Source organism: Nostoc sp. (genome assembly GCF_036917415.1).
In the GTDB taxonomy this organism is placed as follows: Bacteria; Cyanobacteriota; Cyanobacteriia; order Cyanobacteriales; family Nostocaceae; genus Nostoc.
The window spans coordinates 55,244-77,631 of the sequence record NZ_JBALDJ010000050.1; the positions used below are offsets into that span (position 1 = coordinate 55,244).

The following is a 22,388-nucleotide window of genomic DNA, read 5'->3' on the forward strand; positions in this document are numbered from 1 at the left end:
AATGACTCAAATTACTCAACAACAACAGCCAATCCAGCACCACCCAAGACTCGGAATTGAAGTCCTGCGCGGTTGCAATCTTAACTGCCTCACAAATCTAGAGTCGCGTGAATTAAAAGAATCACTTTGGAAACATGGCGTTGTAGTCGTCAGACAGCAACAGCTTACCGCACAACAATTAAAAGAATTTGCCGAGCAGACTTTTGGCGATTTTATGTTTGGCGGCCCTCCGAAAACATTAGATCCTGATATTAGTCCAGACTTACAAAGCCAATATGTCTATATATTGGGCAATCCTAAGGGACTAATTCCCGATCCAGTCGGGAAATATGCATGGGAATGGCATCATGATAAAGATGGTCTCCCCAGTACAGAGGGACTAGATATGAACGCACTATATGTTGTGATGCTTTATGGAATACAAGTACCAGAAGGTGTAGATGGGCAACCTCACACTACCGAGTTCCTTGATATGGTAGAAGCTTACAATAATTTAGCTCCTCAACATCAGCAGCAATTAGAACAGATGTCGATGTATCACTCGCCACCAATGTTTTCTAAAAAACCCAATGTAGAGACTGATGTACCGAGGAAACTGCATCCCATTGTGTCCACTCACAAAGTCACTGGTAAAAAGGGATTATATTTAGGTTCAGACACTGCGATCGCAGTTGGTATGGAAGATCGACCAGAAGAAGCAAAACGTTTCTGGGAAGATTTGTTTGCGACTGTTCTAGACTGCACGCCAGTCTACTCCCATGTTTGGCAGCCAGGAGATATTATTTTTTGGGACAACTCACAGGTGATGCACAGAGGTAGACCCTACGATCCAACGAAGCACCAGCGAATTGCGTTGCGTTTAGGTGTAGTAGAGACAGGTTAAAAGACACTACTACAATGTCTAAGCTAGTAATGAAAAGTTTGTAGTAAGCATTTTAATACTTAGAAAATTAAGAACTAAAGTCCTTATTATAAACTTGCTTACCTATCAATTTAAACTTGACAGACTACTAGCTAGACTTTAGAGGTTGTTTGAAAAGTATTTCACCTGGCTCCCCTTAAAAAAGTGGGAACGGGAATCAAAGTCCCCCAATATATCGGGGGATTTAGGGAGATAGAGAACTTTTTATACCGACAATACGACTTTTCAAACATCCTCTAAGCACAACCATTTCGCCATTGATAAAGCTTGTATATTTCCTCAGATAGATTAAAGGGTAATTCCTTGATTATTTCATCAATCTTTTGTCGAGTTAAACCTGGATTATAGCCATCCAAATAATCAGGATTTAGAGATACTAACCAATCGAAAATATATTCAAGTCCATCTGAGAGTTCAAACATACAACTAATCTAAAAAAATATATCGTTTTTTACTTACATAATTATGAGTTATATTTTCGATATATCTCTTTTTCAAGTTCCAGCTTTTGTTCATCTATTCTTATTATCATATCATCCGCTTCTCCGTAATAGCTTGGTATAATTTGATATAAATTAAATTCACAACACTCTGCAATTACAGATATCATACTAGTCAGGCTTTTATAGACTCTTAATGGATTATCAAGAAAAACGTAATCAATAAAATAGACTGGGGATGGCTCAAGATCACCAACTACATATAGTATTTTCTTATTCTCAAATGAGGCAATAGGAAACCATTTCTGATCCCAGCCTTTGTAATCATCAAATGGCTTATTCATCATGATTGATTGCTCAAGCTGCCATAAAGCATGAGAATTTGAAAATGAATATTGTAAAGAACAGAATGAAATAGGTGAATTATTGAGAAATTGTTCTGGAAATAGAAATTCGACTGGTAGATAATTATTGTTATAACCAAGGTCGGCTATTCCATTTCGCCATTGGTAAAGTTCATAGACTTCATTAGATAATTTGAATGGCAAATCTTTGACAATCTCATCAATTTGCTGACGAGTTAAGCCCGGATTGTAACAGTCAAAAAAATCCAGATTGGTAGATTCTAGCCAACTCCAAATATATTCAAGCTTGTCTGTAAGTTTAGACATGCGACTAATCTTATTTAGTGGTTAAGGAAGTAAGTATTTTGTAGCATTTCGTCTAATATAACCAGAATTTTTATTATCGATAGGACTAGTCAATACACCGAATTTTCCTAATAAAGGGTCTCCTGCTACTAAGAGGATCTCTGAAAAGTACTAGGGTGTTGTCTCAAGAGTTGGTATTGGTGTAGGTTCAGGTGCGGAGATTTTTGTAGGCGTGGGTGTAGGTGTTGGCGTTGGCGTGGGAGCTGGTGTTGGCGTGGATGTTACCGTGGGCGTTGCTGTTGGAAATGGGAGAGGAGTGGGATTTTCCGCTGTAATAGTGAGTTGATAATCTACTGGTTTCGTTGCTGTAGAAACTACGACAAACTCATAAAATCCATTTTCTGGTAATTTAGTTGACAAACTACGCTTGGTAGAATCTTCTAAAAATCGAATTTTTCCAGAAGGTGAATAGACTGATAACAAAACTTGAGAATTTGCTTCTAGCTTCAAGTCTAGAGATTGTTCTTTGGCAAGTCCAGCAATAAATACTTTACCGCCACCAGGTTGGAGAGTACCGTTGACTGTTTTGCCAGTAGCTCCCGGATCGAAGACAAGTTTCTGGAAAGCGCTACCAGCATGGATTGCACTGAGTTGATCGCTAACAAATCCGTACCAAACTTGTCCAATTGGCTGACCTTTGAAATTTTTACCCTGTTGCTCAGGAAATACACTGAAGAAAGCCGCATCTCCCAAATCATACAAAGAACGACTACCAACGTTGATTTTGTTGACTTCCACTTTCCAGCGATCGCCTTCAGCAGTTGTGTAAGTTCCCAGTTTTTGCCGTGCATTATTACTCAATGGTGCAAGCTTTTCTAGCAATTGGGAAGCTGTTTTATCCCATTCTGCACGCAAACTTTCATCTTCAGGGCCATTACTGAGAGTACGTCCCCGTAAACTGGAATTTCTGTCCCAAAAAACTTGATTCACCAAGTTCACGTAGAAGTTAGAGTCAATACCCAACTGTTGACGGCGATCGCTTAATTTTTCTTTGCGTTCTCGTTCTGCTGGCGAATATTGCGCTAGAGGATCGGTTGGTTGTTCGCTAGTTGGAGTAGGGCTACCTGTAGGATTAGGTTGGACTTCCCCGACATCTCGCCTGCCATTCAATCCCCACCAAATTAATCCCACACTACCAACTACTAGCGCCGCCACCAGGAAAGTTTTTGTTGGTGTCCACCAAGAGGAAGGCGGGGGAGATGAGGAATACGAGGGGGATGGGGAAGGTGGGGGAGGTGGGGAGACAGCGACGGTGGCGGATGTGGGTTGTGGTGGAGTGGGATATTGAGTTGGGGGATAGTTAGCCGAGGGCGGGTTGAGGGCTTGGAGTACTTGACGGGCTGATTGATAGCGATCGCTTGGTCTAGGAGATAGCATTTTATCTAATACCTGTGCCAAATTTTGACTCAGATTAACTTCCCGTCGCCATTGCCAACTGAGAGTATAAGTATCAATTAATTCTTGGGGTTGTTTTCCTGTCAGTAAAACCAACATTGTTGCTGCTAAAGCATACAAGTCGCTGTGGGGAGATACTAACCCTGTTTGCATCTGTTCTGGGGGTGCAAATCCGATTTTACCTAATAAGGTTGGTGCTGGCGGAGGTGCAACCATACCGGGTTGGTAATATTCGGAAGCTACGGTTGCTACTACTTGTTTGACACCGCCAAAATCAATTAAAACTGGCAGTTTGTCAACAGTGCGAAGCATTAAATTATCTGGGGAAATATCTCGATGAATTACTCCTAGAGAGTGAATGTATTCCAACACTGGCAAAATTGAAAGGACAAGAAAGCGTATTTCCGTCTCTGTAAAGCGCAGACCCTGTTGTATCCGGGCATTTAACAAATAATTGTAAGTTTCCCCTTCTACATAATCTTGCACCAAAAACAGATATTCTTTGCCCCCTAAATTTAGCCGTAGCAGTTCCCGAAAGCGGGGAATTTGAGGATGTTGCAGTTTATAAAGAACACTCGCTTCTCTTTCAAAAAGTTCTTCAGCTTTTTGGACAACGTAAGCGGTTTGAACTTGGGGTGAAAATTCTTTTAAAACACAAAGTTCGCGGAAACGGTTGACATCTTCAGCTAAATAAGTGCGTCCGAAGCCACCTTGGCCAATTTGACGCACGATCGCATAACGATCGCCTAAAGTCAGTCCCGGTTGTATACTATAACTATTTGTCATTTGTCGTTTGTCATTTGTTACTCTTCCCCAGTTCCCAGTTCCCAGTCCCCAGTCCCCTTATTTGCCAGATTGTACTTTACTGACTCGATCGGCTGCGATCGCATACCAAATTTGACCAAAAGTCTGTTGATTGAGTTTCTTACGCTGCTGACCGGGAAACAACCGATCGAATTTTTCATTTGTGTCTTTAGTCAATTGATCAATTGTATAGTTCCCAAACTGCCCCGATCGCGCTTGTCGTCTCCATGTATCGTAATCTTTTTGACTATAGTTCCCCAATTTCTGACGAGCTGCTGTACTCAGGTTAGCCTGTTCTAATTTATTCAATAAATCATCAGCGATACCAGACCATTCATCTCTTAAACCAGCGTCTTCAGGTTTAGATGTCAGGCTACGTCCTTTTAATTCTGGTTTTTTTGTATAAAATAAATCATCTACTGTGCGAATAAAAAATCCTTCAGTAATTTCTAGCTCTTGACGACGACTGATAATTTTCTGGAGGTCGCTATTTTTTCCTTTGTCGCTGCCTGGTTTTCCAGTTGGAAAGTGTGGGATTTGCGGTAATGAAGGTAATGGAATTGATGGGATAGTGATTGAAGTTACGGCCCGAATGGCTGCATTTCCCGCCGCTAAAGTTAATCCAACTAAAGCCGTTCCCCCTAAACTCATCATAAAAGGGCGAATCCAAACAGGGAAAGATGCCGGTTTAGCAATCGCTTGCGTTTGCCTCTGGAATCTACTCATAACAGCACTGGCGCGTTGTCTTCCTGGAGCAACTACCATTGTTTTAATCTTGGTGGTAATATAATTACCTGGAGATTTAGTTGCATTTGGCGATGGTAAATCTCTGAGGATTTGCTCGGCTCGTTGGTAGCGATCGCTCGGTCTATAAGCCAGCATTTTTTTTAACACCGTTTCCAGTTGGGGACTAACTTGGATTTGTTTCCCCCACCCCCAAATTCCCTGATAGCTGTCGTATAATTTTTGTGGTTCTTCACCTGTGAGCAACACTAATGTTGTCACCGCCAAAGAGTATAAATCACTACTAAAAAATGCTTTTCCCTGCCGTAGCTGTTCTTCTGGAGCGTAGCCTTTTTTACCCAGCAAAGTGTTATTTTCAGCCAACTTGGTACGCCAAAAACCTTGAGAAGCTGGTAATTGTTTAACGCCACCAAAATCAATTAGCACTGGCAAATTATCAGAACGCCGCCAGATTAGATTATCGGGAGAGATATCACGGTGAATTACATCTTGTGAGTGGATGTATGATAAAACAGGTAAAATTTGTTGCAGGAGGGTGATTACTTCCTCTTCACTAAAGGTTTTTCCTTGACTTTCACGCTGTTCTAATAACTGGTAGTAATTGTCACCATCTACATAATCTTGCACTAAAAAGAAAAAATCTTTAGTGCCTATCTTCACTTGTAGCGAGGCGTGAAAACGGGGAATCTGTGGATGCTGGAGTTTTTTCAGGACATTTGCTTCTCGCTCAAATAACTCTTTAGCTTTTTGTAAATCTTGATGTTCTTGTACTTGGGGTGCAAATTCCTTCAGCACACAGGTTTGATGGGATTTATTGATATCTTCCCCCAAATAGGTGCGTCCAAAGCCGCCCTGTCCTAGATGACGGATAATTTGATAGCGATTATCCACAACCTGTCCCACAGCAAGAGGTAATGGTTCACCACAATGGGTACAAAAGCGGTTACTACCATTATTTGTGTGTTGTTTACTGCAATAGAGCTGCATGGTGCTGAAGGATAAATTAAGGTTTTATTGAATGACTACAACGCGCATACCCTCATTTTCGGATATTCTACGAATTACGAATTACGAATTATTTTAACGGTATTAGGTTCTACTTCAGGATAAATAAGCAAGCGTCATGAACGGCAAATCAAGACAGCAGGAAGTAATTAAAGCATTTGAAGATTTTTTGTCTACCCCTCTAGAAACCATACTGCAACGACATCTCAACACTCAAGCTTCGGCAGCTTTGAGTTTATTTTACGATGTGGCGGCGAATGTACCAGCCTACAAGGCGTTTTTAGCAGAAAGGGAAATTAATCCCGCGACTATTCAAACCTTGGAAGAGTTTCAGAAATTACCAGCGATCGCTAAACAAAATTATATACTGCGTTATCCTCTAACTGACTTGTGCCGTAACGGACAACTCCAAGAGTGCGACATGATAGCTGCTTCATCAGGTTCTAGTGGTAAACCGACATTTTGGCCTCGTTTTTTCACAGATGAACTCCAAATCGCCACACGCTTTGAACAGATTTTTCACGATAGTTTCTATACAGACACCAGACGTACCCTAGCAGTGATTTGTTTCACTTTAGGCACTTGGGTAGGTGGGATGTTTACCACTAATTGCTGTCGTTATCTTGCTAGCAAAGGTTATCTGATCACTGTAATTACTCCTGGTAACAACAAAGAAGAAATCTTGCGAGTTGTGCAGGAACTAGGCTCAGGTTTTGAGCAAGTGGTGTTATTAGGATACCCGCCATTTTTAAAAGATGTGATTGATACTGGTATCGCTCGTGGTGTGGAGTGGCAGCAATATCAGATTAAATTAGTAATGGCGGGAGAAGTATTTAGTGAAGAATGGCGAAGTTTAGTTGGCGAAAGAGTTGGTTCGCGAAATCCTTGCTATGATTTTGCATCACTTTACGGCACTGCTGATGCCGGAGTTTTGGGTAATGAAACACCGTTAAGTATCTGTATTCGCCGTTTTTTGGCGATAAATCCCGATGCAGCGAGAACTTTATTTGGGGAATCGCGTTTACCCACGCTAGTACAATACGATCCTTTCACTCGCTTTTTTGAAGTTCACGATGGCGGATTGCTGTTTTCTGGAGATAACGGTATTCCCTTAGTCCGTTATGACATTTTGGATACTGGCGGGATAATTAGTTATGATGCCATGCTGCAATTTTTAGCTGAATGGGGATTTAACCCGCTCGAAAATCTGCGTTCTGATACTCAAGAATCACCAAGAGGTATTCATCAGCTACCTTTTGTTTATGTCTTCGGTCGTTCTAATTTTACAGTTTCCTACTTTGGGGCAAATATCTATCCAGAAAATGTGACGGTGGGATTAGAACAACCAGTAATTCAAGAATGGGTGACGGGTAAATTTGTGTTGCAGGTAATAGAAGACGCAGATAAGAATCGATTTTTATTTGTAGTTGTGGAATTAGCACTAGGGGTAGAGGGTAGTGAAGCTCAAAGAGAAGCGATCGCATCTTCCATTCTTTCACAATTGTTACGTCTCAATAGCGAGTTTGCTAATTATGTTCCGGTAGAATATCAAACACCACAAGTTACATTAGCGCCAATGGGCGATTTTGAATATTTCCCCATTGGTGTGAAACATCGTTATACCCGTCAATAGGGAATGCAACAATAAATAGTTTTCAATTATAGCAGAGGACTGGGTTAAAAGTGAAGTATAAAAGCTAGTTGCTTCCATCATCTCCAGTGATTGCGGCATAATAAAAACTAAACCTTAAAATCCTGAAGTAGGCAATGAATACTACCGATAATTCTCCGATGGATGATGGATCATCAGCAGATTTGATTTCTGTCGCAGAGTTACAGCAACAGCTTAATGACTTACTCCAGCAACTATCTCCAGAACGATTACAGGTGCTGACTGATTTTGCTGCTTATTTGGCAAATGCTGAAAGCGAAGCTGCAACCCAAGAACTTTTGGCAATTCCTGGATTGTTAGAGCGAATTAAGCAAAATCAAGTAACGCCTAAAGCCCAATACACCGCCTGGAGAACTCTTCGCTCTGATGTATGAAGTTATTCTTCATCCCGATGTCCAGGAAGTTTATGTCAATGCTGACAAAGCCCTTGCTAAGAAAATTGCCCGATGTTTGCAGCAGCTAGAACAAACTCCTCGATCGCACCCCAACATTAAAGCCCTGAAGGGAGATTATACAGGCTACTATCGCTACCGAATCGGGGATTACAGAGTCATTTATTCTATAGACGATGAAGTTGTGCAGGTACTTGTTGTGGCGATCGCTCATCGCAGTGAGGTATATGAACTATAAAGGCGATCGTTTAATCAATTCATCGCGGCGATCAAAAAAGCAATCGCATTTCCGTCCTGTTTACAATATCTGTTTTACTAGGGGCGATCGCATTCCCTGGATTGCGGAAATATCGGACGCGATAGATTTACGAGATGCTTACGAGATGCAATGAATCACGTCTTTACAAGGGATTGCTACTTCCACATTTCGCTGATGTTTTGGCTGAAGGAAGTATTTTTCTTCCCTACTCTCCATCTTTCACTTTCTCTTGTTGATGCCAAACTTGATAAAAAGCTGGGTAGGCCATACTTTGGGCGCACTTCCAGATAACTTTGTAGCAATTATCAAATCGCTTAAAGTCATTTTTGTAAGTTTCAGGTAATAAGTAATCCTTCAACATGGTGACAACACTCGGCATTTGTTCCTTTAACATAATTTTTTCTAAGCTTTCTGCCGCTTGCCTTCGGGTATCATCATTCAGTTGTGATTTGCCAATTAACAGCACCAAAGCATCAATCACTTTTTGGTTGCCAGAGCCAATTTGCCCTAAACTTAATACGGCTAGCCATCGGGTAAAATCATCCAGTTGTGGTTTGCCGATTAACTCAACCAAAGTATCAATTGCTTTTTGGTTGCCAGAACCAATTTGCCCTAAGCTTACTGCCGCTTGCCATCGGGTATCATTATCCAGTTGTGGTTTGTCGATTAACTCCACCAAAGAATCAATCGCTTTTTGATTACCAGAGCCAATTTTCTCTAAGTTAGATGCCGCTTGGCTTCGGATAGAATCATCTAGTTGTGGTTTGCCAATTAACTCCACCAAAGCATCAATCGCTTTTTGGCTGCCAGAGCCAATTTGCCATAAGCTATATGCCGCTAGCCATCGGGTAGAATTATCCAGTTGTAATTTGCCAATTAACTCCACCAAAGAATCAATCGCTTTTTGATTGCCAGAGCCAATTTTCTCTAAGCTAGATGCCGCTTGGCTTCGGATAGAATTATCCAGTTGTGGTTTGCCGATTAACTCCACCAAAGCATCAATCGCTTTTTGGTTGCCAGAGCCAATTTGCCTTAAACTATATGCCGCTTGTCCTCGGATAGAATTATCCAGTTGTGGTTTGTTGATTAACTCTACTAAAGCATCAATCGCTTTTTGGTTGCCAGGGTCAATTTGTCCTAAGATATATGCCACTAGCCTTCGGATATCATCATCCAGTTGTAGTTTGCCGATTAACTCCAGCAAAGCATCAATCGCTTTTTGGTTGCCAAAGCCAATTTGCCCTAAGCTAGATACCGCTTGCCATCGGGTAGAATTATTCAGTTGTGGTTTGTTGATTAACTCTACTAAAGCATCAATCGCTTTTTGATTGCCAGGGTCAATTTGTCCTAAGCTATATGCCCCTAGCTTTCGGATATCATCATCAAGTTGTAGTTTGTCGATTAACTCTACCAAAGTATCAATCGCTTTTTGGTTGCCAGAGCCAATTTGCCCTAAGCTAGATGCCGCTTCCCCTCGGGTAAAATCATCAAGTTGTGGTTTGCCGATTAACTCTACCAAAGTATCAATCGCTTTTTGGTTGCCAGAGCCAATTTTCCCTAAGCTAAATGCCGCTTCCCATCGGGTATCATCATCCAGTTGTGGATTGCCGATTAACTCCACCAAAGCAGCGATCGCTTTTATGCGATTTGTCTGAGATAGTGCTGTCTTTGCTCCTTTTGCGATTGGTTCGAGAAATTTTACCCACTTGTTTTGTTCAACCTTAAACTCACCAAAGCCCCATTTAACGATTTCCGCCACAATAGCATCTGCGTTGCAAGAATTTTTCCACTCATCAACCGCCGCAGCAGCAAGAAAATAAGCGCGAAATTCGTAAAATCCCCTTCTGACTCTATTAATAGCTCTGTATTCTCCGCACCCATCATCAAATTCCATCAACGCCTGAATAAACTCTTCCTTCTCTTTCGTCCCCAGATCCTCACGTCCCAACCACAGCAAAATCACTTGTTTCCACTGCGGGGCAAAAATGCGATAAATGCCTAGCGCGGGGTTGTCAGGAATATGATTTAGAAACTCGTGCCAATCTTCAATCGCCAACGCTGCAAAATATTCCTCAAATGTGGGATGGTAGAAAGCGTAAACTTTTTCTTTCGTTGCTGATTCCACAGCCAGTCCAACTTCATTAAGCCATCCCAACTTTAACGCTAACCAAAATAAAGAATTTTCCTGTTTTGGATCGCCTAATTCCTCACGCACCAACTTATGACGTAGCCGAAACCGTGACGTTTCTTGATCAATTGCCCGTTTTGCCAAACGTCCCAACGCTGCGTTTAATTCCTCTTGCTGCTGTTCGGTGGTAGGGAAGGGCTTTTCTTTCCACTTGTAAATCTCTTCCACAAACTGCTGATAAAGTCCGGCTTTAGTTTCCGGTAAACCTCCATCGGAACCTTGCCAAGTGCTACACAACAGCGCTAACCGCAAAGGATTTTTAACTAAATCTTGGATGCGCTGACGTTCAGCTTTATCCAGTTCTTTACATAGTTTTTCCCCTTTGTCTGCATCCTTGTTGTGAAACCAACGCCCAATAAACTCTTGCATTTGTTGCGGATATTCAAAATTGAGTAACCGATACGTCTCGAAATTTTCTAAAGCGTTGGCGTTTGCTTCCCAAACATTCACCCGACAAGCCAGCACAACCCGCGCATCTTCCACCCATCCTGTCAACTGCTGCGAAATCTCAGTTAATGGTTGGGCTGAAGACATTTCATCTGCTGCATCCAACAACAACCACACACAATTATTCTTGAATAAATTTACGAAAGCGTTTTTCTGTTCTTCTGTTACACGCCGCACTTTTAAAGCATTCTTCAGCCAATCTTGCAGCAGATATTTTTCTACACTCTTTCCTTGCAAGTCTGCTAAAGAAATCCAAATTGGTAAACGCAGATTTTTGTCTAATGTCCAAAAAGCTATAGTTTGCAACTGAGTAGTTTTTCCCGCACCCGGTTCCCCAATTAAAGCGATGCGGTGTCCTTTAGTTTTACCAACACCATCACGGATAATTTTCTCTAAAAAAGCCTCATGTTCAAATCGCTGCTTCTCTTCATAACTCGGTTCGTAAAGTTGCGAACCTTGTTCTGGGGAAATATCCTCGTTGCACTTCTTCGGTTTGTTACGCTCCACCAATGCTAAAGGGACATGAATTGCCTCTAGCTCAAATTTCATGTCATCATCACCAAAGAAGAACTGATTTGTGGTGAGACGCTTGTGCTTTGCCAGCATGGTGTAGCAGATTTCTTGCCAATCGAAGCTATTATCTGTTGTTTCTACCTGGGATGTTTCTTCTAAATTTGTCTTTTGGTATTCCTTCCACTTCTGCTTAACCACCTCCAGATTATCTTTTATCGTCGCTGTCTGATGTTTTAGCGTCAGGGTAAATTTCCAATAACCTTGATTCTTGTTAGCTCGTTCATCTTCTCGCACTCCCAAATTTTTTAACCAGTCAAGTGCAGTTTGAAGCTCTTGTAATTCTCTTTCCTTCTGAGAAACGCTAAATTCTCCTTTCTGTCGGGGAAGTTTTAAACTTTTACCAGCATCTTTAATCTGTTTGAGTAAATATTCTTTCTTTGTACCAACTTCAGTTGTTTTGGTTCTCTTTCCTCTTGTCTGTTCGCTTTTATATCCGGTAATTTGCAGCTTATCAGCATTCCAGACAACGCAAAGTGGAAGTTTTAACTCACACTCCTGCTTTTGTGACAGTTGCAGCAATGCTTCTACCAGACTGAGTACATTTTCTAAAACTGATTCATCTCCACGAATATTTCTTGACATCAGTCAAATATAAAGAAAATTGAAATAATTTGTAATTACCCAAACAAACAAGCTTCCCCAAGCCGCAAAAGCTGACGATACAAGCATTATAGACGCTGCGTGGGGGATGTGTCTGGGGAAATACCCAAAAAAATAATTACCTTGTAAGCCGAAAAACAAGGTAAATTCAGATGTCAGCTAAAAAACGTGGTAAAAGTGCAAGAAAAAGAGCGATCGCTTTCTTGCTAACTCTGCAAACAATATTAATTGGCATAAATGCCAAAAACCGTATTCAGCAAGGAGACTCACCAATCGAGGTTTTAATCTGGATGATTAACCAGTGTATTCCAGTCCTGAAACAAGCCACCAGTTTCCAAGAAAAACAGAAAAAGAGCTTGTTACCCAGACATCGCCCTTTTAAGAATCAATAATTTCATATCAGTCCTTTGTAGGGACGGCGATTTATCACGTCTTTCTCTAGATTTATCGCGTCTCTCTAATAGGTGTATTTCAAAATTAAAATATGAGTTTTATATGTGAGTTCAGAACACAAGTCCATTCATTCAGAACACAAGTCCATTCATTCCCAACACCAGTTCATTCGTTCCTAATACAAGCCTATTGGTTCACAACACAAGTTTATTCGTTCCCAACACCAGTTCATCCTCAACCATTTGTTGTCGATCGTCGTGTAATTACTGACCAAGCAATTCAATCTTATTATAAAAAACACCTTTTTGTGTAAGCTTTACTGAACCACTACATTGTTCCATTGAGACACTTTAGAAAGATAAGTTTAGTAAAAGGTGTGCATTGATGCCACGCAAAAAAAGAAGTTCTACCGTGCTAGAAAAAACCGAACAGAGAGTGATTGGATTTAAATCAATTGATTCTAGCCTCGACTTTGGTGATTCCATCAGTGTAAATCATTTAACCCAGTTAACCGGGCAGTTTCGCAACCAGATTGACCAATATAATATGATGTTAACTGCCCTTGACACAGCAAAGGCAGAAATAGAAACCCTTGAAAAGACCATTCGCGAAACTTCAGAACGCTTAGTCAGTGGTGTGGTGTTGAAGTATGGCAAAGACAGCCAGGAATACGAAATGACAGGCGGAGTACGCAAAAGCGATGCCTGCGGCGGGCTACGCCTACGCATTCGTAAAGCCACTATCACCCGGTTAAAATCGACCGCAGACTTAAAAGCGGCTTCTACACAGACGGCATAATGAGCAACAAGTAGGCATCATTCACGGTGAATGATGCCCATGTTTAACGTAGGCATAGCCCGCCGCAGGTATCGCACGATCGCAGTTTTATTCCTCAATCAACTCAAAATTAACTCGTTCGTAAATATCACGCAAGGCAATTTGAAAATCGATAGAATCTGAAACTAAAACTGCCTCTTCACCTTCATATTCCTTAAAAATCCATTGCCATTCTGCTTGTTTAGTAAATTGTTCCACAGCAAAAGTATACTGGTCAATCATAATATATTCCTGAAAACCAGGAATTGAACGATAATATTTAAACTTATCCGTTTTATCATAATTTTTAGTTGAATTTGATAAAACTTCAACAATTAATAAGGGATTAGTAATAGTTGTTGTACCTGTTCCCTCATAAATAGGCTTACCTTTAATGACTATAATATCAGGATAAGTATAAAGACGATAACGAGGTATTGATAATTTCACATCCCCTATGTAAATCTCATATTCTTGTCCTTGCACCGTCAGGGGAAATTTTTTATAAAAATTACCTGCAACTTTATTGTGGTTAGTTGTTCCCCCTGTCACAGGTATAATTTCTCCGTCTCTGTATTCATTTTTATATTCTGCCTTTTCTTCTAATTCCAAATATTCTTCTGGGGTGTAGTAGCGCTTTTCTGTTTGTAAAACCATATTAATTGACTCATAAAATAGGGGAATGGCTATGTTATCAATAGCGTAACGTACCCGAAAGATAGCGAAAATAAATATTTTTGTTATACAAATACGATTGCAGACAATGTAACAATAGCGATCGCAAGCCAATACTTTTAGCCATACCCACCAGTGAACCCCCCTACCAATATCTCTGCACAAACTCAGAATCGCAAAGCCGATCACATTCGCATCTGCTTAGAAGAAGACGTTCAGTGCGAGCGAATCACCAATGGACTGGAACGTTATCGTTTCACCCATTGTTGCTTACCCGAACTCAACCACAACGATATTGATATCAGTACAACTTTTCTGGGAAAAAACCTTGACGCACCCTTGTTAATTTCTTCCATGACTGGCGGAACAGAACAAGCCGCAATCATTAACCAACGTTTGGCCCAAGTCGCACAACACTACAAAATTGCAATGGGTGTCGGTTCCCAGCGAGTAGCGGTAGAAAAACCCCAAGTGGCTGATACTTTTGCTGTCCGCAAGTATGCCCCTGACATTCTACTACTTGCAAACTTGGGGGCTGTGCAACTTAACTACAAGTACGGCTTAGATGAATGTTTGCGCGTAGTTGATATTTTAGAAGCTGATGCTTTGATTTTACACATTAACCCTTTACAAGAGTGCATTCAACCCAAAGGTGATACTAATTTTCGGGGTTTACTTGACAAAATTTCTACGTTATGCATGAAATTGCCAGTACCAGTGATTGCGAAAGAAGTTGGTAACGGCATTTCAGCAGCGATCGCCGAGAAACTGATCGCGGCTGGGGTAGCAGCAATTGATGTCGCGGGTGCAGGCGGTACTTCTTGGGCAAAAGTAGAAAGCGAACGGGCAGAAAATCCTTTACAACGTCGCTTAGGGAAGACGTTTGCAGATTGGGGTTTACCGACGGCAGAGTGCATTACAACTATTAGAGCGATCGCCAAAGATGTGCCCTTAATTGCTTCGGGAGGTTTGCGTCATGGATTGGATGTTGCAGCAGCGATCGCCTTGGGAGCAGATATAGCTGGTTTAGCAATGCCTTTCTTGCAAGCAGCAGCAACATCAGAGACAGCAGTTGCCGAGCTCGCTGAGGTATTAATCGCTGAAATTACCACAGTATTATTTTGTACTGGCAACACCACCTTGTATCAGTTAAAGCACTCTGGCAGTTTACAGCGCATAGAATAAATTAAGTAGGTCATTAGTCATTAGTCATTTGTCCTTTGTCAATGCCCCATACTTCGACACCGCTCAGTACAAGTGCCCAATTCCCAATTCCCAATTCCCAATTCCCAATAACTAATGCGTAATTTTATCAAACAAACTTTTGCTAGCTTAGTTGGCACCTTATTAGGACTAATTATTTTCGCTGGTCTAGGAACCACTGGACTATTCTTGCTAATATTGGCTGCTAGCTCCTCTAAAGATAATGGGCCTTATGTGAAAGATAAGTCAGTGTTGGTTTTTGACTTGTCGATGAAAATTACTGATGGCGAACCTAGTTCAGGCGAACTGTTTCAAAACACAATATCAGGTGTGGATGAAGATAGAATGGCACTCCGCAAAGTTGTGGAAACTTTGGAAAAGGCGCGGCGCGATCCGCGAATTGTTGGGATCTACTTGGATGCAACAAGCACAAGCCAAGTTGGTAACGTCGGCTATGCCTCTTTAAAAGAAATTCGGAAAGCACTAGAGGAGTTTCGCGCTGCGGGGAAAAAGATTGTCGCTTATGGCAGTGATTGGAGTGAAAAGGAATATTACATTAGTTCAGTGGCAGATTCCATTGTCCTTAATCCTCTGGGGATGATGGAAGTCAACGGTTTGAGTTCACAACCAATGTTTTTAGCGGGAGCATTGCAGAAGTATGGCATTGGCGTTCAAGTCGTGCGAGTCGGGAAATTTAAGGGAGCCGTTGAACCATTTATTCTCAACAAGTTGAGTCCAGAAAACCGCGAACAAACTCAGAAATTGTTGGATGATGTTTGGGGAGAGTGGCGCACTGCTGTCGGCGCAAGTCGGAAAATTGAACCCGATAAATTGCAAGCGATCGCAGATAATCAATCTTTACTAGAAGCCACACAAGCCAAAACTAGAGGTTTAGTCGATCGAGTACAATACCCCGATGAAGTTGTCGCTGACCTGAAAAAGTTGACAAATAGCGATAAAGAAGACAAAACATTCCGACAAATTAGCCTGAATAGCTACGCACAAGTTTCTGGTAAATCTCTGGGTGTAGAACGTAACTCCAAAAATCAAATAGCCGTTGTTTATGCTGAGGGCGAGATTGTCGATGGTAAAGGAGAAGATGGGCAAGTAGGAGGCGATCGCTTTGCGAAAATCTTCAACAAGCTGCGACAAGATAAAGATGTGAAGGCTGTTGTATTACGAATTAATAGTCCTGGTGGTAGCGCTACCGCAGCCGAAGTCATGCAACGAGAAGTGAAATTAACTCGTGAGGTAAAACCAGTTGTAGTGTCAATGGGTGATGTCGCCGCCTCTGGTGGTTATTGGATTGCTAGCGACTCTAATCGCATTTTTGCAGAACCAAATACCATTACAGGCTCCATAGGGGTGTTTGGGATCTTATTCAATGGGGAAAAGCTGGCCAGTAATAATGGTATTACTTGGGATTCAGTGAAAACTGGACGCTATGCTGATAGTCAAACAGTTTCGCGTCCGAAATCGCCTCAAGAGTTGGAAATTTATCAGCGTAGTGTTAACCGAATTTATAATATGTTTCTAGATAAAGTTTCTCAAGGTCGGAAACTTTCAGAACAAAAAGTCGCAGAAATTGCCCAAGGAAGGGTTTGGTCGGGTGAGGCGGCCAAAGAAATTGGTTTGGTGGATGAAATTGGTGGTTTGGATATTGCGATCGCTTATGCTGCCAAGCAGGCGAAACTAGGAGAAGACTGGGAAGTACAAGAATATCCTCGCACTAGCAGCTTCGGAGAACGCTTTTTTGGGCGGGCAACACAAGAGGCGCGGACTGCTTTAGGGATTGAGGGGACGCAACTCAAACAATCGAATCCTCTCGCCGCTGAATTTCAGAAATTGCAACAGGAAGTAGAGATTCTGCAAAAAATGAACGATCCGCAGGGGGTTTACGCCCGTTTGCCTTTTAACTTGAAGATTGAGTAATTTTTTGTAGGGGCAATTCATGAATTGCCCCTACATTTTGTACTTGATACGATTAATTTTTCTCTAGAGACAATGTTAGAACCAGTGCTTTGGATACGTTCTTTCTGCTGCTAAATTATTAAAGATCACAGCGCATAGCACTAGAATCATCGATCCCTCAAAGGCAGGTGTTAGCAGAAATTGCCAGTTCGGTTTCGTCATCATAACGACTAATGCAACAGCACCCGAAGGTGGGTGTACAGTTCCGGTAAACTGCATAATTGCGATCGCACTAGAAACAGCCATTCCCATTGCCAAGGGAGAGGAACCGAGAAAATGCAGAATTATCAGACTCACTATAGCAGCTAAAAGATTACCCCCAATGACATTACGAGGTTGAGCCAAAGGACTGTCAGGGACACCAAAGATCAAAACACTTGTAGCACCAAAAGGAGCCATCAGCAAAGGAGAATTAGTTTTGATAGCAAGGTAGGACGTAGCTGCGATCGCTAAAAAACTACCGATCCAACTCCAAAAAACATGCCGATGATGAGGTCTTTCTATTGGACAGGTTAGCGGACACGAGCGCCATCTACCAAAGGTTTTAAACCAATAATTTTGCCACTTCAACCGAACTTTTTTACTATCGATCATGAATCAACCACTCGATACTTATGGCTCCTTGAATTGACTGAGCAAAGCTTTGCTTAAGTTACAATAACATGACATTTATGAAAAAAATATCTAAAAAGTATCTAAATACACAGATTTTTTTGTTTTATTGAAGTTTTGCCTAAATAGGCTAATTTGAATAACGAGGCGGATGAGTTGGCCTTACCAAGGTCGTAATCAGGAGAACGCTTTTTTTTGGGGGGGGTAACACAAGAAGCGCGGACTGCTTTCGGAATTGAGGGGGCGCAACTCAAACAATCCAATCCAATCCCCTCGCCGCTGAATTTCAGAAATTGCAACAGGAAGTAGAGATTCTGCAAAAGATGAACGATCCAAAGGGGGTTTATGCCCGCTTGCTTTTCAATTTGAAGATTGAGTAGATATTTTTTTGAGCATCAGTGGGCAACAACTCACCGAATACTACGTCAAACTAGTTTTGAGGATTTGTAGTAAGGATTTTAGTCCTTGTTTTCTCAGGACTAAAGTCCTTGCTACGAAATTGTTTGCACATCAATTTCGAGACAGACTACTATAGCGATACACATGAGTTGGAATCTTCAGCCATAAACCAGCTGACATTTGCTGCCCGGATGTGTAAAGTAGTTGAGAGTAAACTACAATTTCCAACCATTGACAGAATTTTAGATTTGGAATTTTGCTGAAGCAGCCTGGTTAAACAGTGGCTCAAGTATGGAAAAATCTAAAATTTTTTATCTAAACCAAGTGTATTTACACACTTACCTAATTTAAAGTCTAAAATACAAAATTGAGTAAAACATCTATCTATGGCTAGAAAAACACAACGTCTTCTGCTGCTAATTGTCTCCTGTAGTATAACTGGTGTAATTTTAGGAGGTACTGCTGGTTGGGCAGAAAGTAGTCTCTGCTTGGAAGATAGTAAGGTTACAAGTGAGTGCCTAACCCAAGATCCATTCCAAAAAACTATCCAAGGAATGAGCACTGGATTGTTAGCTGGGGCTGGGGCAGCTTTTGGTGCAGTCTGGCAGTTACGGAATGAGGATTGAGCTTACAGCAAGAGTTAGGAGTTTTTACGTCAAATCATTTTTTGCGATCGCATCCTTGATTCTCTCAAACGGTTCTTGGATTATCAATTGCATTGTTGGTGGGTTATGGAGAATAATCACAAATAAAGCAGCTTTGACATCTTCGTGCGAGAGAATAAAGATAAAATATGGCGATCGCAATCGATTTTGGTACTAGCAACACAGTCATTGCTCGTTGGAACCCCGTAACCCAGCAGCCAGAAACCCTGAATCTACCAGGTTTATCAATTAAACAAAGTCTCAATCCGCCACTGATTCCCAGCTTGGTTTATGTTGAAGACGCAAGCCAGAATCAAGTCTTAGTGGGGCAACAAGTACGCGATCGCGGTTTTGACCTCAAAGGCGAAACGCGATTTTTCCGCAGTTTCAAGCGCGGTATTGGTGCAGATATTCAAGGTTTCTTACCCGAACTAGATGGGCAAATTGTCACCTTTGAACAAGTAGGGCAATGGTTCCTCACCAAAGTAATTGAAGAACTAGCGCCCTTGCAAGGTGGGTTAGATTCTCTCGTCTTAACCGTACCCGTAGACAGTTTTGAAGCCTATCGTCATTGGTTGGGAAAAGTTTGTCAATCCCTTCCCGTCGAACAAGTGCGAATGCTAGATGAACCCACAGCCGCAGCCTTGGGTTATGGCTTGGCAGATCAAGAAATTCTCTTGGTGATTGACTTTGGTGGCGGTACTTTAGATTTATCCCTTGTGCGATTGGATCGAGATGTCCAAGCAACCACCAAACCACTCGGATTTATCCTCAAGTGGGGTAATAAGTCTCTGGCTGAAGATTCAAAACAAAAAGTTAAAACTGCCCGTGTACTGGCGAAAGCTGGCCAAAATCTGGGCGGTACTGATATTGATAACTGGTTAGTAGATTACTTTGCCAAAACTCAAGAGTTGGTGGTAAGTCCCTTGACAACAAGATTGGCAGAACGGGTAAAAATTCAGCTATCAACTCAAAATCAAGCTAGTGAAGTTTATTTTGATGATGAGACATTTGAAAGTTATGAACTGGAACTAAACCGCGATACTTTTGATAATATCCTCAAAGAACACGCCTTTTTTGAGTTATTGGATGAGTCGATGACAACACTGTTGCAGCAAGCAAGACGCCAAGGAATTGAACTTCCTGATATTAATGCAGTTTTGTTAGTTGGTGGAACAGTGCAATTGCCAGCAGTGCAGACATGGATTAAACAGTATTTTGAGCCAGAAAAAATCCGTTGCGAACGTCCCTTTGAAGCGATCGCTCAAGGTGCATTACAGCTAGCACAAGGGATACAAATCAAAGACTTTCTGTACCATAGTTATGGTATCCGCTACTGGGATCGCCGCAACCAGCGTCATAAATGGCATTCTTTAATTAAAGCTGGACAGGCATATCCAATGATACAGCCAGTAGAATTAGTCTTAGGCGCTTCTTTAGAAAATCAGCCCAGCATTGAACTAATTATGGGAGAATTGGGAGCAGATACGGGTAGTACTGAAGTCTATTTTGATGGCGATCGCTTAATTACTCGCCGTATGGACAATAGTGAAACCAGCGTCAAACCCCTCAACGATCGAGAAGGCGCGAAGACAATTGCCCAATTGACACCAACCGGATATCCTGGAAGCGATCGCATCAAAATTCTCTTTCAAGTTGATGAACAACGCTTTTTACGAATCACCGTTGAAGACTTGTTAACGAATGACACACTTTTGGAGAATCAACTTGTGGCACAGTTGAGTTAGATATGGGGCATTTAACTTACCTAAAATTTACGCACTGAAGCCTGAAACCCCGATCCCCCCTAACCCCCCTTAAAAAGCAGGGCTGTTTCATATCATGTCCGAATAATTAGTTATGATTCCCACAGTCATTGCACCCCACACGCCAGGTGCTCCACTTGGGGAGAAGTTGGAGCGCTGGCTGAGAGCGATCCAAATTTCGGGTAAGACCTCAAGACAGCACTGGCTCCCCTTAATCCCCTCTCCGCAAGCTCTTAGGGGAGACAAAGCTACGCTTTGGCGGGGTGGGGTTCTTGAGATTTAATAAGTAATCAAGCGGACATTATATCACTCCCTAAAAGGCGTAAAATGACAAGTGTCGAGGAGATAAAAAATCATGGGTGCAAATCTGATTGAACAACTGCGACAAGTTAAAGACTTTCGGACAAACGACGGGTAAAGACACCAACTCTGGCTGGTGTTGCTATTGGTTTATCTCCGAAATTGAAATCTCTACACGCTTATGATTTTGGAGAAAATCGATGTCAATTTATGTAGATAATCTCTCTTACCAAGTTTCGGAAGATGTTAATAATAATTACTGTTAAATTTATCTCTCATTTTTACAATATAAATTCCTCAGTAAATACAGCACCCTTATAACTGACTTCAACCTTGAATTGTTTATCCAGTGCTTCACTAAATTCTAACTGAATAGCATTATCAGTTTGCCTCGCACTGACTTGCTGACTTATAGAATCAGGGGTATTGGGACTAAGAGTAATTTTCAAGTTCAAGCCAGAAGGTAAATATTCTTCCTGAGGAGGAAGAATTTGTACAAGCACACCTTGTTCTCCATTTTCTTCTTTTTTTAGATTGACAATTAAAGCTAAGGGTTTATTTTGCAGCAATAGGCCAAAATCAAATAATTTAGTCTGCGAAATAGGAAAATTATTTGACTCCTTCCGACTTCTAACATAACCCCAAGTTAAGTTATTTGAAATTCTACTCCCAATAACATCTGTAGTTTGCCAACCTTCTTCAAATACCCTATCCCACCATTTACCCAGATTGACTAATGCTTTACCTACTTGAGTTTTTACCTGAGTGAGATTTTCTATAACTGTGTTATTACTTGTTACTACTACAGGTAATTTAATCACAGATGGTTCTAAAAAACGAGTGTATAGCAAGAGATTATTTAATTCCGTGTCAAATAAAGACAGGGGTAATTGATAACTACCATCTAGCTGAGATTTTAAATCTGGTGTTTGAGAATATTTAAATAGTTCATCATAACGTAAAAAGCCATGAATATTTAATTGTTCTTCTTCTTCTAATACCTCCAGCAGGACATAGAAATGAGCAACTGTTTTGGCTGAGGTAACAAGTTTTGCTGGTACAATGACAAAATCATCAATCAGATTATCTACAGTAATTAAGCAGAGGCGAAATTCACCTACACTGAGATAACAGACATCATCAATTGCATTAGCACTCTTGTCTGGTTTAATTTTGATATTTGGATTTCGTTCTTTCAGACACTTTTCAAAACCAAGTTGTGCTAGTGCATTTAAATATATTTTCCATGCGCCGAAGCTGAACTGGCTAAAATGATTCTCACTGATTACTCGCGCTTCGTCAAAATATTCTGGTTCTAGCCAAACAATTTTTGGTGACAAGTTTATTCTCATATTTTGTGTACCAATTGTATAAATGTATGAGTTTACCATATTTCCTCCCTGATGAGTTTTATGATCCAATAGCGTATGTACATTTGATAGTAAATTATTAATGGAA

The 22,388-nt window shown here is 41.2% G+C and carries 20 protein-coding genes; 11 read left to right on the top strand and 9 right to left on the bottom strand.

The features are described 5' to 3' along the window. Position 1 precedes the first annotated feature (1 nt). Complete coding sequence (locus V7K41_RS09015; protein WP_334847367.1) at positions 2-883, top strand: TauD/TfdA dioxygenase family protein; 882 nt, start codon at positions 2-4, stop codon at positions 881-883. Positions 884-1,158: 275 nt separating this feature from the next. On the opposite strand, the gene V7K41_RS09020 is transcribed toward V7K41_RS09015, so the two are convergent. From V7K41_RS09020 to V7K41_RS09035, 4 genes are all read right to left on the bottom strand, one after another. Beyond that, entirely contained in the window at positions 1,159-1,344 is a 186-nt protein-coding gene (locus V7K41_RS09020) for a hypothetical protein (protein ID WP_334847368.1), read from the bottom strand. 41 nt (positions 1,345-1,385) lie between these two features. Further along, entirely contained in the window at positions 1,386-2,033 is a 648-nt protein-coding gene (locus V7K41_RS09025) for an SMI1/KNR4 family protein (RefSeq protein ID WP_334847369.1), read from the bottom strand. A 150-nt stretch (positions 2,034-2,183) separates the two neighbouring features. Beyond that, a complete protein-coding gene (locus tag V7K41_RS09030) occupies positions 2,184-4,253 on the bottom strand; it encodes a serine/threonine-protein kinase (protein ID WP_334847371.1) in 2,070 nt (689 codons plus the stop codon). A 57-nt stretch (positions 4,254-4,310) separates the two neighbouring features. Then, positions 4,311-6,002, bottom strand: coding sequence for a serine/threonine-protein kinase (locus V7K41_RS09035; RefSeq protein ID WP_334847373.1), 1,692 nt, complete (start codon positions 6,000-6,002; stop codon positions 4,311-4,313). Positions 6,003-6,138: 136 nt separating this feature from the next. Here V7K41_RS09035 and V7K41_RS09040 point away from each other — a divergent pair, with 136 nt between their 5' ends. The 4 genes from V7K41_RS09040 (at position 6,139) to V7K41_RS09055 (ending at position 8,476) form a co-directional block, all read left to right on the top strand. Beyond that, positions 6,139-7,653 carry a phenylacetate--CoA ligase family protein gene (locus V7K41_RS09040; protein WP_334847375.1) on the top strand — a complete coding sequence of 505 codons (1,515 nt, stop codon included), beginning with the start codon at positions 6,139-6,141 and terminating at the stop codon, positions 7,651-7,653. A gap of 134 nt (positions 7,654-7,787) precedes the next feature. Beyond that, positions 7,788-8,066 carry a hypothetical protein gene (locus V7K41_RS09045; RefSeq protein WP_334847376.1) on the top strand — a complete coding sequence of 93 codons (279 nt, stop codon included), beginning with the start codon at positions 7,788-7,790 and terminating at the stop codon, positions 8,064-8,066. Next, complete coding sequence (locus tag V7K41_RS09050) at positions 8,059-8,322, top strand: type II toxin-antitoxin system RelE family toxin (RefSeq protein ID WP_334847377.1); 264 nt, start codon at positions 8,059-8,061, stop codon at positions 8,320-8,322. Before V7K41_RS09045 ends, V7K41_RS09050 begins: the two co-directional genes overlap by 8 nt. Then, positions 8,312-8,476: a hypothetical protein gene (locus V7K41_RS09055; protein WP_334847379.1), complete on the top strand. Its 165-nt coding sequence runs from the start codon at positions 8,312-8,314 to the stop codon at positions 8,474-8,476. The genes V7K41_RS09050 and V7K41_RS09055 overlap by 11 nt, the downstream gene beginning before the upstream one ends. A 72-nt stretch (positions 8,477-8,548) precedes the next feature. On the opposite strand, the gene V7K41_RS09060 is transcribed toward V7K41_RS09055, so the two are convergent. Then, positions 8,549-12,133 (bottom strand): HEAT repeat domain-containing protein, encoded by a 3,585-nt coding sequence (locus V7K41_RS09060; protein WP_334847381.1) that lies wholly within the window; start codon positions 12,131-12,133, stop codon positions 8,549-8,551. 170 nt (positions 12,134-12,303) lie between these two features. Between V7K41_RS09060 and V7K41_RS09065 the strand changes: the two genes are divergently transcribed. Together V7K41_RS09065 and V7K41_RS09070 are read left to right on the top strand one after the other, a co-directional pair. Next, positions 12,304-12,543 carry a hypothetical protein gene (locus V7K41_RS09065; RefSeq protein WP_334847383.1) on the top strand — a complete coding sequence of 80 codons (240 nt, stop codon included), beginning with the start codon at positions 12,304-12,306 and terminating at the stop codon, positions 12,541-12,543. Between the two features lie 385 nt (positions 12,544-12,928). After that, positions 12,929-13,342 carry a hypothetical protein gene (locus V7K41_RS09070; protein ID WP_334847385.1) on the top strand — a complete coding sequence of 138 codons (414 nt, stop codon included), beginning with the start codon at positions 12,929-12,931 and terminating at the stop codon, positions 13,340-13,342. Positions 13,343-13,429: 87 nt separating this feature from the next. Here the strand turns inward: V7K41_RS09070 and V7K41_RS09075 are convergent, their stop codons facing one another. Further along, positions 13,430-14,017 carry a Uma2 family endonuclease gene (locus tag V7K41_RS09075; RefSeq protein WP_334847387.1) on the bottom strand — a complete coding sequence of 196 codons (588 nt, stop codon included), beginning with the start codon at positions 14,015-14,017 and terminating at the stop codon, positions 13,430-13,432. A 153-nt stretch (positions 14,018-14,170) separates the two neighbouring features. Here V7K41_RS09075 and fni point away from each other — a divergent pair, with 153 nt between their 5' ends. Both fni and sppA read left to right on the top strand, forming a co-directional pair. Continuing rightward, positions 14,171-15,220, top strand: a complete 1,050-nt coding sequence (gene fni, locus V7K41_RS09080) for a type 2 isopentenyl-diphosphate Delta-isomerase (protein ID WP_334847389.1) — start codon at positions 14,171-14,173, stop codon at positions 15,218-15,220. A 114-nt stretch (positions 15,221-15,334) separates the two neighbouring features. Further along, positions 15,335-17,170, top strand: a complete 1,836-nt coding sequence (gene sppA, locus V7K41_RS09085) for a signal peptide peptidase SppA (protein ID WP_334847391.1) — start codon at positions 15,335-15,337, stop codon at positions 17,168-17,170. Positions 17,171-17,245: 75 nt separating this feature from the next. Here sppA and V7K41_RS09090 read toward each other — a convergent pair whose 3' ends face one another. Then, positions 17,246-17,803 (bottom strand): HPP family protein, encoded by a 558-nt coding sequence (locus V7K41_RS09090; RefSeq protein ID WP_334847393.1) that lies wholly within the window; start codon positions 17,801-17,803, stop codon positions 17,246-17,248. A gap of 803 nt (positions 17,804-18,606) precedes the next feature. Between V7K41_RS09090 and V7K41_RS09095 the strand changes: the two genes are divergently transcribed. After that, the gene (locus V7K41_RS09095; RefSeq protein ID WP_104909601.1) at positions 18,607-18,846 is read left to right on the top strand and encodes a hypothetical protein; all 240 of its coding nucleotides are present in this window, start codon (positions 18,607-18,609) and stop codon (positions 18,844-18,846) included. A gap of 24 nt (positions 18,847-18,870) precedes the next feature. Here V7K41_RS09095 and V7K41_RS09100 read toward each other — a convergent pair whose 3' ends face one another. Further along, positions 18,871-19,026: a hypothetical protein gene (locus V7K41_RS09100; RefSeq protein ID WP_334847395.1), complete on the bottom strand. Its 156-nt coding sequence runs from the start codon at positions 19,024-19,026 to the stop codon at positions 18,871-18,873. Between V7K41_RS09100 and V7K41_RS09105 the strand changes: the two genes are divergently transcribed. After that, positions 19,014-20,612 carry an Hsp70 family protein gene (locus V7K41_RS09105; RefSeq protein ID WP_334847397.1) on the top strand — a complete coding sequence of 533 codons (1,599 nt, stop codon included), beginning with the start codon at positions 19,014-19,016 and terminating at the stop codon, positions 20,610-20,612. The two genes, V7K41_RS09100 and V7K41_RS09105, sit on opposite strands and share 13 nt — an antisense overlap. Before the next feature lie 599 nt (positions 20,613-21,211). On the opposite strand, the gene V7K41_RS09110 is transcribed toward V7K41_RS09105, so the two are convergent. Next, positions 21,212-22,282 carry a DUF1822 family protein gene (locus tag V7K41_RS09110; RefSeq protein ID WP_334847398.1) on the bottom strand — a complete coding sequence of 357 codons (1,071 nt, stop codon included), beginning with the start codon at positions 22,280-22,282 and terminating at the stop codon, positions 21,212-21,214. Positions 22,283-22,388: the final 106 nt, after the last annotated feature.

Excerpts from the sequence above, each read along its gene's own strand:
- sppA (WP_334847391.1), top strand. The coding sequence starts at position 15,335 with ATGCGTAATTTTATCAAACAAACTTTTGCTAGCTTAGTTGGCACCTTA.
- V7K41_RS09090 (WP_334847393.1), bottom strand. The coding sequence starts at position 17,803 with ATGATCGATAGTAAAAAAGTTCGGTTGAAGTGGCAAAATTATTGGTTT.
- V7K41_RS09030 (WP_334847371.1), bottom strand. The coding sequence starts at position 4,253 with ATGACAAATAGTTATAGTATACAACCGGGACTGACTTTAGGCGATCGT.
- V7K41_RS09035 (WP_334847373.1), bottom strand. The coding sequence starts at position 6,002 with ATGCAGCTCTATTGCAGTAAACAACACACAAATAATGGTAGTAACCGC.
- V7K41_RS09070 (WP_334847385.1), top strand. The coding sequence starts at position 12,929 with ATGCCACGCAAAAAAAGAAGTTCTACCGTGCTAGAAAAAACCGAACAG.
- V7K41_RS09055 (WP_334847379.1), top strand. The coding sequence starts at position 8,312 with ATGAACTATAAAGGCGATCGTTTAATCAATTCATCGCGGCGATCAAAA.
- V7K41_RS09020 (WP_334847368.1), bottom strand. The coding sequence starts at position 1,344 with ATGTTTGAACTCTCAGATGGACTTGAATATATTTTCGATTGGTTAGTA.
- V7K41_RS09060 (WP_334847381.1), bottom strand. The coding sequence starts at position 12,133 with ATGTCAAGAAATATTCGTGGAGATGAATCAGTTTTAGAAAATGTACTC.
- V7K41_RS09065 (WP_334847383.1), top strand. The coding sequence starts at position 12,304 with ATGTCAGCTAAAAAACGTGGTAAAAGTGCAAGAAAAAGAGCGATCGCT.
- V7K41_RS09105 (WP_334847397.1), top strand. The coding sequence starts at position 19,014 with ATGGCGATCGCAATCGATTTTGGTACTAGCAACACAGTCATTGCTCGT.
- V7K41_RS09045 (WP_334847376.1), top strand. The coding sequence starts at position 7,788 with ATGAATACTACCGATAATTCTCCGATGGATGATGGATCATCAGCAGAT.
- V7K41_RS09025 (WP_334847369.1), bottom strand. The coding sequence starts at position 2,033 with ATGTCTAAACTTACAGACAAGCTTGAATATATTTGGAGTTGGCTAGAA.
- V7K41_RS09095 (WP_104909601.1), top strand. The coding sequence starts at position 18,607 with ATGGCTAGAAAAACACAACGTCTTCTGCTGCTAATTGTCTCCTGTAGT.
- V7K41_RS09075 (WP_334847387.1), bottom strand. The coding sequence starts at position 14,017 with ATGGTTTTACAAACAGAAAAGCGCTACTACACCCCAGAAGAATATTTG.
- V7K41_RS09110 (WP_334847398.1), bottom strand. The coding sequence starts at position 22,282 with ATGAGAATAAACTTGTCACCAAAAATTGTTTGGCTAGAACCAGAATAT.
- V7K41_RS09015 (WP_334847367.1), top strand. The coding sequence starts at position 2 with ATGACTCAAATTACTCAACAACAACAGCCAATCCAGCACCACCCAAGA.
- V7K41_RS09050 (WP_334847377.1), top strand. The coding sequence starts at position 8,059 with ATGTATGAAGTTATTCTTCATCCCGATGTCCAGGAAGTTTATGTCAAT.
- V7K41_RS09040 (WP_334847375.1), top strand. The coding sequence starts at position 6,139 with ATGAACGGCAAATCAAGACAGCAGGAAGTAATTAAAGCATTTGAAGAT.